Source organism: Actinospineispora acaciae DSM 45401 (assembly GCF_000620785.1).
Lineage (GTDB): Bacteria > Actinomycetota > Actinomycetes > Mycobacteriales > Pseudonocardiaceae > Pseudonocardia > Pseudonocardia acaciae.
Map to the genome: position 1 here is coordinate 1 of NZ_JIAI01000008.1, position 13,173 is coordinate 13,173.

Sequence of the window (13,173 nt, forward strand, 5' to 3'; positions counted from 1 at the left end):
CGCCGCCCACGGCGGACCAGCCGACCTGCCCCGCCAAACCGACGCCACCGTCCACGTGCTGACCGTGGTCGCCAACGGCACCGTCGCCCTCGGCAACCACATCCTGTCCATCGGCCGCACCCACGCCGGCACCACCGTCACCCTGCTACGCCATGGTGACCACATCACCGCCTACGCCCCCCAAGGCGAACCCCTGGGCCAACTCATGATCAACCCCACACGCCGCTACCAAGGCACACTCCGCACCCCAGCAGTCTGACCAACAAGATCACAAACAGCGTCACATGTCCCGAGACAAACCCCTGACAGATCAGCTGAGACATGACAGCCGTCATAGCGGCCCTAGCCACTCACGGGTCAGGGAGTGATCACCGGGGCGAAGCCGGCGCGGAGGTCGGCGTCGGATGCGGCGACGTAGTCGTCGGGCGGCGGGTCGGCGTCGATGAGGCCGAAGTACTCGATGGTCCCTGGGCAGCTCGCGCCGCCGATCTCCACCCTCATGTCCTTCACCAGCCGCCCGGTCCGCAGCTCGTACGCCTTCACCGGGACCGCGATCTTGTGGAACGTCACGTTCTTCGGCGTGCCGCCGGGCGTGCGGCGAATGTACGGGCAGGTCTGGACGGCGGCCCCGTACTCCTTCTCGCCGACGCAGACCACCAGCACCGCGTCGGCGGCGTCGGTGGAACGCCAGTCGGGCGGGAGCCTGTCCAGGTACTCCGGGGTGCCGTAGATCAGCGCGCGGTTGGTGCCCGGCGCGAACGGGGCGGCACCGCTGTACTGCGCCGGGGACGAGCAGTACCGGGGCAGCCCGCCCGGCGCGGCCACCAGCAGCGAGCGCACCCGCGCCAGTTCGATGGCCAGCACCGCCCGCCGGACGCCCTCCTGCGCCCTGGCGGTGAGCTCGTGGCCGGGGTACTGGTCGAGCAGCTGCTGGTAGCGGGAGCGCGCGGTCTCGAAGTCGCTGCCGGCCATCCGGTCGTCGCCGCATCCCACCAGCGCGGCGGGGGCGGTGGCGGGCACGACCTGGGCGGCGCGGTCCAGCACGGTGTGGTTGGGCGGGCGCTGGCGCAGCCAGTCGGCGACCGCGGCGGTGTGGCAGGGGTTCTTGGCGGGCAGGCCGGCGAGGAACCCGTCCAGGGTCACGTCGACCATCTTCTCGTGGCCGGGCAGGTCCGCGAGGACGCCGGCCAGGCCGTCGAACCCGGCCTGTAGCGCGGCCATGTCACCGGTCAGCGCGGTGGCGAGCTTGTCCCTGGCCGTCCGCAGCCGGGCGCAGGCCTCGGTCGTCTCGTCGCCGCGCGCGGTCAGCGGGGCGTCGGCCACCCGGTGGGTCGTGCGCACCTGGGCCAGCGCCTCCGACGCCTTGCCGCAGTCGCCGCTCTGCTTGGCCTCGGTCACGGTCCGCTCGATGGTGGCCGCGTCGAACCGCACCAGCCCCACGGCCAGCAGCACCGGGACCGTCACCGCCAGCGCGATCACCCGCTGCCCGAGCACCCCCGCCCCCGCCCCCGGCCGGGGCCGCCCGCCGGCCAGCCGCCAGCCGTGCACGACCAGCGCCACCCACCAGAGGACCACGACGATCTCGAGCAGCAGCGACCGGGCCACGGTGCCGAGGAGCGTGACCAACCCGGCGGTGACCAGGACGGAGAGCACGGCGAGCCAGCGCCGCCCGAGCATGACGTAGCCCAGGCCGAACAGGGACGCGTTCCCGATGGCGACCGCCACCGGGTCGGGCGGCGGCGGGCTGGAGCCGTGCCCCGTCCATGTCGGCTGATCCATCCTGGTCCCCCTCGTCGCGCACCGGTTAGACGCCGTCACTCATTGTGGCGGTCGACACCCCCGCGCGGGGGCAAAATCGATCAAACTGGTGACACGGACGGCGCCGGCCGTCGGTGTGTCGCTAGGCGTTGGACGGCACGTCCGTGCCCGCTCCCCGCCTGCGCAACGCGACCAGGTCGTGCCGGGCGTCCGGTAGCGACCGCTCGTCCAGCCCCTCGACGACGAACCCGGCGTCCGTGATCATCTGCCGGTCGTCGGCGCCGGGCTGGCCCTCGCTGGTCAGGTAGTCGCCGAGGAAGATCGAGTTCGCCAGGTGAAGGGCCAGCGGCTGCTGCCCGCGCAGGTGGATCTCCCGCCCGCCGGCGAGCCGCACCTCCACGTTGGGGAACACCAGCCGGAACAGCGCGAGGATGCGCAGGCACCGGTCCGGAGTCAGCTCCCAGTTGCCGCCCAGCGGGGTGCCCTGGAACGGGATGAGGAAGTTGACAGGCACCGAGTCCGGGTCCAGCTCGCGCAGCGCGAACGCCAGGTCCACGATGTCCGTGCTGGTCTCACCCATGCCGAAGATCGCGCCCGAGCACGGGGACAGCCCGGCCCGCTCGGCGCGTTGCAGCGTGTCCACCCGGTCGGCGAACGTGTGCGTGGAGCAGATCTCCCGGTAGTGCGCCTCGCTGGTGTTGAGGTTGTGGCTGTACGCGTGCGCGCCGGCCTCGCGCAGCCGGTCGGCCTGGCCGTCGGAGAGCAGCCCCAGGCAGACGCACACCTCCACGTCCGGCTGGTCGGCCTTGATCTTGTCGATGGTGGTCTCGATGCGGCGGATGTCCCGGTCTCCCGGCCCGCGCCCGCTGGCCACCAGGCAGACCCGCTTGGCGCCCGCCTGCACCGCGCGGTCGGCGTGCGCGGCGGCCTCACCGGGGTCGATCCAGGAGTACTTGAGGATCTCCGACTCCGAGCCCAGCCGCTGCGAGCAGTAACCACAGTCCTCCGGGCACAGCCCGCTCTTCATGTTGATGATCGTGTTCAGCTTCACCCTGCGGCCGAAGTAGTGTCGCCGCACCTTGGCCGCCGCCGCCACGACGTCGATCAGCTCGTCCGCCCCGTCCAGCACCCGCAGGGCATCGTCCCTGGTCGGCGGCTCGCAGCGGATGGCCCGGTCGGCAAGATCGTTCAAGAAGTCCGTCACCGGCCCAGCCTCGGTGATCACCGCACCCCCCGCCAATCGACATCCCCCACAAATCGGCCGCCCGAAGTTTGGTCCCCGCCCGCCGCACACCCCGCACCACGCGCGACGCCCCCACGAGTTATGCGACGCCCGGATACGCCAGGGCTAGGGTGGTGGGGATTGCCTCGTAGGCGTCGGTTACGTGGGTGATGAGGGTGGTCAGGCCGGGTTGGCCGCGCTTGTTCGAGGCCGGTTCGGTGCGGATCCAGTTCTTGGCGGCGCACCGCCAGGCGCCGAGCGCGAGCTCGCCGAGCAGCCGCAGCCTGACATCCTCGCGGCCGTCGATGTCGAGCTTGGCCTCAAGGATCTCGACCAGGCGCCGCTGGACGATGAGCGAGGTCAGGTCGCTGTGGTCGCGCAGGGCGGGGGTGCGGGCGGCCAGGCCTCGGGTGGCGAGGAACCGCCAGCTCCACTCCTCGCCCATGGCGGCGATCGTCTCGGTGAGCGTGGCGCATAGCTCGGTGAGCACCGTGCCGTGCGGTTCACGGCGCTCCAGCCGGTCGAGGTAGGCCTCCCAGAGCTCAGTCTCGGCCGCGATGCCGACGTCCTCCTTGGAGCGGTAGGTCCGGAAGAAGGTCCGTTTCGAGACCTCGACGGCGTCGACCAGCTCGTCCAACGTGGTGGACTCGAAGCCCCGCTCCAGGAACATCCGCAGCGCGACCCGCGCCAGGTCCTCGCGGGTGCGCGCCTTCTTGCGCTCGCGCAGGCTCGTCACGAACCGAGCTTACCGCCCTGAGAAGCGAAAACCACTGGACGCCAAACGCCACTGAGTGGCAAGCTGCGCAAGATGACGTCGAACGTGCCGGATCTGGATCGTGCCGGGGTGGCGCTCGTCGTGGTGAGCGTCTGGGAGTTGGCCATACCCGACCTGCAGCGCCGGCTGGCCGACCTCGCCGTGGACACCCTCGGGCCGCGCGAAGGGCTGGTCTCGCACGCCTGCATGCTCGGCACCGACGGCACGACGCTGCTGCACTACCAGCAGTGGAGCGACGAGGCCTCGGCGCGCGAGTTCGGCGCGGACGGTCAGCTCGACTGGCACGGTGCCGTGGACGAGGTCGTGCCGGGCACCGTGCGCGGGCCGGCGCGCGGGTACGAGGTGTACCGAGGCCGCCGGTTCGCCGGCGAGGCGGTGCGGACCGGGTGTGTGGTCGTGGTGGACCGGCTGTTCGACCGGCCGGACCGCGAGCGGGCCCGGCGCTGGGTCGACTCCATGTTCGCGCTGCCCGAACCGGACGCGCCCATGCCCGGCGCGATCGCCGCGCATTTCCACCTGAGCACCGACGGCGCCCGCGCGTTCAACTTCGCGCAGTGGACCACCGAGCGGGCGCACCGGCGGGTCTCGTCGGCGGCCGTCGAGGAGCTCGCCTCCGCCCGGGAGGACAAGCCGGAGTGGCGGGCCGCGGAGTCCGCGCCCGGCCTGGTGCGCACCAGCTTCCGCCGGTACCTGCCGTACCGCCTGCGCTGAGCACAGAATGAGCGCGCCCGCGCGCCGGGTCGTGGATTCGTTCGCGATTGCAAATCGCCTGGACGAATCGGCTCCGAACGCTGGACGGCCGTTCTTATAGTCGATTCGCCGGTCTTGGTGACGGAGTGTGTCGGCCGCACCGGGATTGGTCGCGGAGAGTTACATCTCCGTCGGTCGGCACGGCACTGCCGACACCCTACAAGGGTCGCTCAGCGGCCCTCGTCGAGCCGCCGGTCCGGGGTGCCCAGGCGCAGCCCCCGCGACCCCGTACCCCGGGCCGGCGTACCCGACCCACCGGTCCCGCCCGCCCGGGCGGACCTGACCTGCCAACGGACGCGAGGAGGAGCCCGGCGAATGTTCCGACGCAGGCGTGGCTCCTCCCGCCCGCCGGCGGCCAGTGCGTGGTGGCCCGTCTCGCCCGAGCGCGAGCCCGAGCCCGAGCCGTCCGAGCCGTCCGAGCCCGACGTTCGGGCCGAGCACAGGCGGCCGTCCCGGCCGGACTCGGACCGGACGGGTTCGGGCAGGCCGGACCAGGCCCCGCCGCTGCCCGCCGACGACCCGTTCGGCGGCTGGCCGGCGTTCGGCCCCGGCGACCCGACCGAGGCCGTGCTCGGCCAGCCCGACCCGATGTCGGCATGGGCCGCCCCGAACGGCACGGCCCGCGGGCCCGCGCCGGCCGGGGCTCCGGGCTCGACAACCACCCACGGCCCGCCCACCGGCCACGGCCCACCCGGCGGTCCAGGCGCGAATCCGGGCGCAGGTCCGGGCGCGGGGAGACCGGCCGCCCCTCGGACCCGTTCGGCACCCGGCGAACGGGAACCCACGGCCCCGCCGCCGGCCGGACCCGGCGGCACCGGCCAGTCCGGCTCCGAGTGGCTGCCGCTGCTCACCCACGCCGACGACGACCAGCGGTTCCAGGCCGGGGCGGACCAGCGCGAGCAGGCCGCCGCCCCACCGCGCAACGGGCGCCCGCGCACCAAACGGCGGGCGGCCCGTACCGCTCGCGCCCCCCGTGACCGCCGCCCCGAGCCGCCCCCGCCCCCACCCGCGCCGCGACCCGACCCGGTCCCGGACGCCACCTCGGTGGCCGCCACCACCTGGCTGGACCCGGTCGGCCCGCCGCACCCGATGGAGGCGGCCGCGCTGGCCGGCGCGTTCGCCGCCGACTACCTGTCCTGGGACGAACAGGCCCCGGAGCGCCGGGGCCAGGTGCTCGCCCAGTACCTGCCCTCGGACGTCGTCGGCAACGCGGCGCTGCTGGGCTGGTCGGGGAAGGGCCGCCAGCGCGCCGAGTTCGCCCTGCCCGGCGCGGTTCGCCCGGACGGGGACGGCCGGGTGGTGGTCGACGTGCGGGTGCGGGTCACGCCGTACCGGGCGGTCGGCCAGCCGTCCGCGCCGGCGCCCGCCGGCGACCTGGAGGTGGCCGGGGTGCCCGCCGTCGCCCCGGCGCCCACCGCGCGCGGCTGGAAGAGCCTGGACTCCTACTGGGTGCGCCTGTCCGTCCCGGTCAACCGCGACCAGGGCCGGCTGGTGGTGGACACCTGGGACGAACAGCTCGGCGAGGAGCCGGCGCCGGATCCGGCATCGAAGCCGCCCGCCCCGACCGAACGGGACGCCGACCCGGCCACCGCCGAGGACCTCGACGACGCCGACGACAACGACACGAACGGGCAGGCGCCGCCCGCCGAACCGGCCGAGGAGACGGCCGCCGCAGCATCGCCCCCGGCGTCCTCGCGCCCCGGGAAGCCCGGCCGTTCTGGGGAGCGCGGCCGGCCCGGGGCGCCCACCGCACCCACCGGAGGTAGCCGATGAGCCCGTTGCGCGCACCGAGGCTGGGCGGGGTGGCCGGCGGCGTGGGGACCACCACGCTGGCCACCGCGCTGCGGGCCTACGACCGGGGCAGGATGAGCACCGAGCTGGACATCGACGTGCTGGTCTGCCGGTCCACCGGCGACTCGCTGCACGCCGCCGCGTCGCTGATCGCCTGGCTGGGCTCGAACGCCCGCGCGCGCCCGGTGCTGGCGGTGACCTCGGACGGCCCGATGCCGATCCGGGGGCCGCTGCGGGCTCGGCTGCGGATGATCGAGCCGCAGGTCGGCGGGCTGGTCGTGCTGCCGTACGTGGCGCACTGGCGCGAGCTGACCGACCCGCTCACCGAGGCCGCCCGGCTGTCCGAGATCCCGTCCGAACAACTGCCAAGGCCGCTGCGCCCGTACGGCGAGGCGCTGGTCCGGGTGGCCGAGGCGGTGCTGCGCTCCGGGCTGCTGACCCCGTCCGGGGCGCCCCCGCGCACCGCGATGGACGGACCCGCCAACCGCACGATCCCGACCAACGCCGTGCCGCTGCCGTCCATGTCGAACCGCACGGTGCCCGGCGTCCCGCCGGGCGCGCTCCACGATCTCCCGTTCCAGGCCACCGCCCACGGAGGGAACCCATGATCGTCCACAGGATCGCCTCGGAGCCGCCGCCGAACCCGCCGCCACAGGCGCCGCCCGGCATCGGCGAGCTCGCCGAGCAGGTCATCGCCTGGCTCAAGTGGGGCGTGCTGGCCGCCGGCATGATTGGCATCCTGGTCTGCGCCGGGATGATCATCATCGGCCGACGGCGGCGCGGCGGGCTGGCCCAGGAGGGCCTGATCGGCTCGGTCTGGGTGCTCGGCGGGCTGGCGTTGGCCTCGGTCGCGGCGGTGCTGGTCGGCGCCTTCGCCGGGGTGGGCGCCCGGTGACCGGGCCAGGGTTGGTGCTCGCCGCCGGCGAGGCCGGGCCGTCCTTCGTCGCCATCGTGGAGTCCGCCGCCCGCGCGGCCGCCGCGCTGGTCGGGGACGCCGGCAGCTGGTGGCAGGTGCCGAGCACGAGCCTGCTGGCCCCGGCGGTGCTCGGCGCGCACGACGCGCTGCGCCCGCTGCTGCTGCTGGTGCTCACCGCGTCCGTGCTGGTGCAGTCGATCCGGATCATCCTGCTGCGCCGGGGGGAGCCGCTGGTCGCGGTGTTCGGCGGGCTGTTCCGGTTCGCGGTGGCCGCCGCGCTGGGCATCACGGTGCTGCAGGGGGCGCTGTGGGCCGGCGACGTGCTGGCCACCACCCTGCTCGGCACCGGCGGCCCCGGCGTCGGGGGCGCGGCCGGCCAGTTCGGCGTGACCATGCGCGAGGCGCTGACCGCGCGGCGGGGTGGGCTGGCCGAGCCGTTCCTGTTGCTGCTGCTCTCGGTGGTGGTGCTGCTGCTGGCCGCCGCGCAGTGGATGGCCATGGCACTGCGTCAGGTGGCGCTGCTCGCGGTGGCGGCCACCCTGCCGCTGGCCGCCGCCGGCTCGCTGACCGCGACCACCCGCACCTGGCTGTCCCGGCTGATGCCGTGGGCGCTCGCGCTCGTGCTCTACAAACCGGCCGCCGCGCTGATCCACGCCGTCGGGCAGCAGTACCTGCAGCAAACGGCCGAGCCCGGCGGGTCGGGGGTGAGCACGGTGCTGGCCGGGATCGTGGTGCTGGCGCTGGGGGTGGCGGCGCTGCCGGTGTCGCTGCGGCTGCTGTCCTGGTCGTCGGTGCGGATCTCCGGCGCCGGGGTGCCCGAGCGGGCGATGGACGGCGCGGTCGGCGCGGTCCGGCTCAGCTCGCGCAGCTCCACCTCGCCGTCCGTGCAGCTGGCCACCTTCATGGAGAACGCCGGCCCTGGCAGCGCCGGCCGGCTGGCTGGCGGCGCCGGCACGGTGGCCGCCGGGGCGCTGGTCGGCGTCGGCGCCAGGACGGCGGTCCCCGTCCCGTCCGGTCCGCGCACACCGGAGCCCACGGTTCCCGAGCCGGAGCTGACCCGCCCGCTGGCGCGGGTGGTCGACGGCCAGCGCACGACCCGAGGAGGCCGGCGATGAGCGTCGAGTCCCATCGACGGGACGAGCCGAGGCTGTACGGGCACTGGCGCGCCGAGCGGGGATGGGGGATCGGCTCGCTCGGCCCGGCGCAGACGATCACCGTGTTCGTCGCCGTGCTGGCCCCGGTGCTGGCCGCCTCGTTCGCCCCGAAGGCGGCGCTCGGGCTGGCGCTGGTGTCCACGGTGGTGGTGCTCGCGCTGACGGTCAGGGTCGGGGGTTCCACCGCGGCCGAGGCCATGATCCGGCGGTTCCGGTTCGCCAGCGCCGGGGCGAAGGGCTGGACCGAGCTGTCCGGCGGCCTGATCGTGGAGCATCCGCGCCGCCACGACCTGCCCGGCCCGCTGGCGCCGCTGGTCGCGCTGGACACCGACGACGGGCGCGGCGGCCGGCAGGCGCTGGTGCTGGACCGGCACACCGGCACGCTGTCCGCGGTGCTGCGCTGCGCGCCCGTCGGGCTGGACCTGGCGGATCGGGCCAGCGCGGACGAGTGGGTGGCCTGCTGGGGCGCCTGGCTGGCCGACCTCGGGCACCGCCCGGTGATCAGGCACGTCGCGGTCACGGTGGACACCTCCCCCGGCGGGCTGGCCGACACCGACTACCTGCGCCGCCGGATCGACCCGGACGCCCCGGACGCCGCCGTCGGCCTGATGAACGAGCTGATCGAGCTGGCCCCGTCGACGTCCGCGCAGACCGACGCCAGGGTCACCGTGACGCTGGACCCGGCCCGCGCCGCGCCCCGCCCCGCCGACCTGCTCGCCTCCGTCGCCGAGGTGACGAGATGGCTGCCCGGGCTGGAGGCCGGCCTGTCCTCCTGCGGGGTGGCGGTGCTCGGCCGGGAGTCCGTGTCCGGACTGACCGCCCGCGTCCGCGCCGCCTTCGATCCGGGCAGCCGCGACGAGATCGCCCGCCTCGGCGAGCGGCACCAGCTGCGGCACTGGGCGCAGGCCGCGCCGGTGGCCGCCAGCGAGACCTGGGAGAGCTACCAGCACGACTCCGGGCTGTCGGTGTCCTGGGCGCTGCGCGAGGCGCCCCGGCAGGCGGTGAGCGCCCGGGTGCTCGTCCCGCTGCTCGCCCCGGGCCCGTACCCGCGCCGGGTCAGCCTGCTGTACCTGCCCTACCCCGCCGACCAGGCCGCGGCCCGGGTGGAGAGCGAGATCACCGCCGGCCAGATGCGCAAGGCCTGGTCGCAGCGCACCCGCCGGGACGAGACCCAGCGCGAGCGCGACGACCGGGACCGCGCCGTGCAGGCCGCCCGCGAGGAGGCCGAGGGCGCCGGGGTGGGCCGGCTGACCATGTACGTCACCACCACCGTCACCGACCCGGAGGAGCTGCCCGGCGCGGTCGCCGACGTGGAGCAGCGGGCCGGCGCGGCCAAGCTGCGGCTGCGCCGGCTGTGGGGCGCGCAGTCCACCGGGTTCGCGGCCAGCCTCGGGCTCGGGCTCAACCCCACCGAGCTGGCCACCAGGAGCCGGGGGCGGTGAGCCCGATGCAGGGGGACGCGCTCGACAGACCCGCGCCCAGGGCGTGGGGGTGGCCGGTCCGGGGCGGCGGGCGCGCGGCGCACGTGGAGGGCGGCACGCTCTACGCCGGCACCAGCAGCCAGCTCTGCGGGCTGTTCCCGTTCGCGGTCAGCTCCGGCACCTCGGTGCGCGGCGTGCCGATCGGGCGGCACCTGCTCACCGCCGAGCCGGTCGGGCTGGACCCGGCGGAGTGGCTGCGCCAGGGGCTGGTGTCCAACACCGGGGTGTGGGTGCAGGGCCAGCCCGGCATCGGCAAGTCCGCGATCATCAAGCGGATGATCACCGGGCTGGTCGCGTTCGGTGGCGTGGCGGTGGTGCCCGGCGACGTCAAGGGCGAGTACAGCCGGTTGGTGGAGACGCTGGGCGGTTCGGTGTGGCGGGTCGGGCGCGGGCTGCACGCGCTGAACCCGCTGGACGCCGGCCCGCTGCGGGCCTCGCTGGCGGCGGCGGTGGGCAGCGAGCGGGAGCGGCTGGCCGAGGCGGTCCGGGTGCGGCGGCTGTCGCTGCTGGAGGCGCTGGTCTCGATCGTGCGCCGGGGCGAGGTGGACGTCACCGAGCGGCGACTGCTGGGCGCGGCGCTGGACGCGTCGGTGCATGCGGCCGGGCGGCGCGAGCCGGTGGTGCCGGACGTGCTGCGCGCGCTGGCGCAGGGCGGTGACGAGCTGCGCGCCATCGTGGCCAGCCGGGACGCGGCCGGCTACCGGCGCGGGGTCCGCGAGCTGGTGAACACCCTGGCGCTGCTCTGCGACGGCACCATCCGGGGCATCTTCGACCGGCCGTCCACCGTCGCCTCCGGCCCGGCGACGACGTCGCTGTCGCTGGATTTGTCCGCCCTGGACAACGATGACGACGACGCGCTGGCCGCCGGCATGCTCTGCTCGTGGGCCTGGTCCACCGCCGTGACCGAGGGCGCCGCCGGCTCCCGGACCGTCGCGGTGGTGCAGGACGAGCTGTGGCGCGCGCTGCGGGTGGCGCCCGGGCTGGTGGAGCGGTCCGACCGGATCACCCGGCTGAACCGGCACCGGGGCGTGATCTCCTTCCAGGTCACGCACTCGCTGGACGACCTGGAGGCGCTGGCCACCTCGTCGGACCGGGCCAAGGCGCGCGGGATGGTGGCCCGTAACGCCACCCTGGTGCTCGGCGGCATGGCCGAGCAGGAGCTGGACGCGCTGCGCCGGATCACCCCGCTGTCCGAGGGCGAGGCGGCGCTGGTCACCTCGTGGGCGGCCTCGCCGACCTGGGTGGGCGGCGCGCTGCATCCCGGTCGGGGGAAGTACCTGATCAAGTCCGGCGAGCGGATCGGGCTGCCGGTCTCGCTGCGGCTGACCCCCGGCGAGCTGGCGCTCTACGACACCGACGTCGCGTTCACCGCCCGCCCGGAGGTCAACGGGGCGCGGGTGCGCGCCATGCCCACGGCCGTGGCCCGGTGACCGGTGCGGGGCGGCGCTCGCTGGTACCGGGGCCTGGGCGCGATCGCGGCCGGCCTGGTCGCGCTGCTGGTGCTGCTGATCATCGGCGCGGCCGAGGACGACACCGGCCCGCCGCTCACCGGCGTGGACCCGGCCAAGATCCCGCCGCTGGCCAGGCAGATGCTGCCGGTGATCGACGACGTGGTCAGCAGCCAGTGCCCGGAGCTGCCGCCGGTCTGGGTGGTGGCTGAGATCATGGCCGAGTCGAGCTGGAACCCCAACGCGCGCAGCAGCGACAGCAACGGCGGCGCGTTCGGGCTCTATCAGATCAACGCCCGCAACTGGGCGGCCGCCGGCGGGCGGCCGGGCGACATCTACGTGCCGGAGACCCACCTGCGCGTCGGCATCCCGTGGGTGTGTGCGAACCTGCGGGCGGTCACCGGGCACGTCAAGGCCACCGGGAAGCCGACCTCGCCGCTGGACGCCATGCTGGTCTGCCACATCGCCGGCTGCGGCCGGGTGACCGGCAGCGCCACCGGCGTCCCGAAACCGGGCGAGGCGAGCTGCGGCGGCACCTGCGTCGGGCTGATCAACAGGTACCTGGCGAACATCCACCGTTATGTGGAGCAGTTCAGCGCGCCGGTCGGGCCACCAAAGGCACCGCCGCCACCGCCGCCGGCCGTGCTCGCCGCCCCCGCACCCGTCCCCGTTCCCGCCGCGGCCGCCCAGCCGGCACCTCCCGCGGCGGCCGACGCCAAGGCGGCGGGCGGACCACCGGCGGCCGGCCAGGCGCAACCGGCGGCGCTCGGCGCCCCTGGCGGCGTGGCCGGGGTGGTCACCGTCGGGGGGATCACCACCGCCGCGCTTCCCGCCGCCCCCGCCGCGTTCACCGGTCCGAAGACCGGCTGCACCCAACCCGACCCGACCACCAAGGGCTGCCTCACCGCGGCCGCCAAGTACGGGTACGAGGCCCAGGTCGCCGCGTTCAACGGCGGCGGGTCGCGGCCGCCGTCCATCATCCGGGCGTCCTGCTGGGACCCGCACGCCTGGAACCCGAGCAGCGACCACGCCAAGGGCAAGGCCTGCGACCTGTTCCCCGGCGCCGGCGGCAAGTTCGCCAAGGGCGACGCCCTGGAGCAGGGCTGGCGGGTGGCCAACTGGTACCGCACCAACGCGGCCGCGCTGCACGTCAAGTACCTGATCTGGCAGGGCCGGTACTGGGACGTGCGCTCCAAGGACCAGGGCGGCTGGGGCGACCGCTACGACGGCGCCGGCGTCTACAACGTCAAGGACCCGACCGGCGGCCACTTCGACCACGTCCACGTGAGCTTCGCGGACTGATCATGTCGACGACACGGATGCCCCTGGTCCTCGGCGTGGTCGTCACCGCGCTGCTCGCCGGCGGCTGGCTGCTGCTCGCCGGACCAGGCCACCGGGCGGACGACCCCGCGTCGGCGACCGAGGGCGTGGCGCTGAGCCCGGCCGACCGGGACGCGCTGGCCGCCGCGCCGGTCGACGCCGGCACCGCGCCCACCGACCCGGACCCGGCCGTCGACTTCACCGACCCGACCGAGGTGGCCAGGGCCTACGTCGTCGCCGGCTACAGCCTCACCGGCGCCGACGCCGGCCACACCAACCGCCGTGCCACCCCGTACGCCGCGCCGAACACCCCGCCGCACACGGTCGGCGTCCTGGTGGTGACGCCACCCGCGCCCGGCGAGACCAGCACCGCCACCGTGACCGGCCTGACCCAGCTCGCCGGCGAGCCCACCGACACCCGCCGGGGCTACCGGGTCGACTACCTGACCACCCAGGCCGGCGCGCAAAGCCGGTACCTGGTGCTGGCCCGCCAGTTCGACGGCCGCTGGCTGGTGGCCGGCGACACCCCCGATGCCCAGTTCGGTGAGCCGTGAGCCG

At 75.1% G+C, this 13,173-nt stretch carries 12 protein-coding genes and 1 pseudogene; 10 read left to right on the forward strand and 3 right to left on the reverse strand.

Going from position 1 to position 13,173, the window contains the following annotated elements:
• Positions 1–259: pseudogene (locus tag N912_RS64645) on the forward strand (IS481 family transposase); the annotation flags it as partial.
• 98 nt (positions 260–357) lie between these two features.
• Here the strand turns inward: N912_RS64645 and N912_RS0130105 are convergent.
• The 3 genes from N912_RS0130105 to N912_RS0130115 form a co-directional block, all read right to left on the reverse strand.
• On the reverse strand, positions 358–1,779 hold the full coding sequence (locus tag N912_RS0130105; RefSeq protein WP_028925308.1) for a hypothetical protein: 1,422 nt from the start codon (positions 1,777–1,779) through the stop codon (positions 358–360).
• Positions 1,780–1,900: 121 nt separating this feature from the next.
• A complete protein-coding gene (bioB, locus tag N912_RS0130110; RefSeq protein ID WP_028925309.1) occupies positions 1,901–2,962 on the reverse strand; it encodes a biotin synthase BioB in 1,062 nt (353 codons plus the stop codon).
• A gap of 118 nt (positions 2,963–3,080) precedes the next feature.
• Positions 3,081–3,716: a TetR/AcrR family transcriptional regulator gene (locus tag N912_RS0130115; RefSeq protein WP_028925310.1), complete on the reverse strand. Its 636-nt coding sequence runs from the start codon at positions 3,714–3,716 to the stop codon at positions 3,081–3,083.
• A 72-nt stretch (positions 3,717–3,788) separates the two neighbouring features.
• Here N912_RS0130115 and N912_RS60815 point away from each other — a divergent pair, with 72 nt between their 5' ends.
• The 9 genes from N912_RS60815 to N912_RS0130160 all read left to right on the forward strand — a co-directional run bounded on the left by N912_RS60815 (position 3,789) and on the right by N912_RS0130160 (position 13,169).
• Positions 3,789–4,466 carry an antibiotic biosynthesis monooxygenase gene (locus N912_RS60815; protein ID WP_084211348.1) on the forward strand — a complete coding sequence of 226 codons (678 nt, stop codon included), beginning with the start codon at positions 3,789–3,791 and terminating at the stop codon, positions 4,464–4,466.
• 354 nt (positions 4,467–4,820) lie between these two features.
• A complete protein-coding gene (locus N912_RS0130125) occupies positions 4,821–6,278 on the forward strand; it encodes a hypothetical protein (protein WP_028925311.1) in 1,458 nt (485 codons plus the stop codon).
• Positions 6,275–6,904, forward strand: a complete 630-nt coding sequence (locus N912_RS0130130) for a hypothetical protein (RefSeq protein ID WP_028925312.1) — start codon at positions 6,275–6,277, stop codon at positions 6,902–6,904. The genes N912_RS0130125 and N912_RS0130130 overlap by 4 nt, the downstream gene beginning before the upstream one ends.
• Entirely contained in the window at positions 6,901–7,191 is a 291-nt protein-coding gene (locus N912_RS0130135; protein WP_037067454.1) for a hypothetical protein, read from the forward strand. Before N912_RS0130130 ends, N912_RS0130135 begins: the two co-directional genes overlap by 4 nt.
• A complete protein-coding gene (locus tag N912_RS0130140; protein WP_028925314.1) occupies positions 7,188–8,327 on the forward strand; it encodes a hypothetical protein in 1,140 nt (379 codons plus the stop codon). Before N912_RS0130135 ends, N912_RS0130140 begins: the two co-directional genes overlap by 4 nt.
• Complete coding sequence (locus N912_RS0130145; RefSeq protein ID WP_028925315.1) at positions 8,324–9,808, forward strand: SCO6880 family protein; 1,485 nt, start codon at positions 8,324–8,326, stop codon at positions 9,806–9,808. Before N912_RS0130140 ends, N912_RS0130145 begins: the two co-directional genes overlap by 4 nt.
• Before the next feature lie 5 nt (positions 9,809–9,813).
• Positions 9,814–11,277, forward strand: coding sequence for an ATP-binding protein (locus N912_RS55645; RefSeq protein ID WP_051581010.1), 1,464 nt, complete (start codon positions 9,814–9,816; stop codon positions 11,275–11,277).
• A 3-nt stretch (positions 11,278–11,280) separates the two neighbouring features.
• A complete protein-coding gene (locus N912_RS0130155; RefSeq protein ID WP_028925316.1) occupies positions 11,281–12,597 on the forward strand; it encodes a lytic transglycosylase domain-containing protein in 1,317 nt (438 codons plus the stop codon).
• Between the two features lie 2 nt (positions 12,598–12,599).
• Positions 12,600–13,169: a hypothetical protein gene (locus N912_RS0130160; protein WP_037067457.1), complete on the forward strand. Its 570-nt coding sequence runs from the start codon at positions 12,600–12,602 to the stop codon at positions 13,167–13,169.
• The last annotated feature ends 4 nt before the right edge of the window (positions 13,170–13,173 follow it).

Coding starts and splice junctions, on each gene's coding strand:
- N912_RS0130130 (WP_028925312.1), top strand. CDS start 6,275: ATGAGCCCGTTGCGCGCACCGAGGCTGGGCGGGGTGGCCGGCGGCGTG.
- N912_RS60815 (WP_084211348.1), top strand. CDS start 3,789: ATGACGTCGAACGTGCCGGATCTGGATCGTGCCGGGGTGGCGCTCGTC.
- N912_RS0130105 (WP_028925308.1), bottom strand. CDS start 1,779: ATGGATCAGCCGACATGGACGGGGCACGGCTCCAGCCCGCCGCCGCCC.
- N912_RS0130160 (WP_037067457.1), top strand. CDS start 12,600: ATGTCGACGACACGGATGCCCCTGGTCCTCGGCGTGGTCGTCACCGCG.
- N912_RS0130145 (WP_028925315.1), top strand. CDS start 8,324: ATGAGCGTCGAGTCCCATCGACGGGACGAGCCGAGGCTGTACGGGCAC.
- N912_RS0130125 (WP_028925311.1), top strand. CDS start 4,821: ATGTTCCGACGCAGGCGTGGCTCCTCCCGCCCGCCGGCGGCCAGTGCG.
- N912_RS55645 (WP_051581010.1), top strand. CDS start 9,814: ATGCAGGGGGACGCGCTCGACAGACCCGCGCCCAGGGCGTGGGGGTGG.
- N912_RS0130135 (WP_037067454.1), top strand. CDS start 6,901: ATGATCGTCCACAGGATCGCCTCGGAGCCGCCGCCGAACCCGCCGCCA.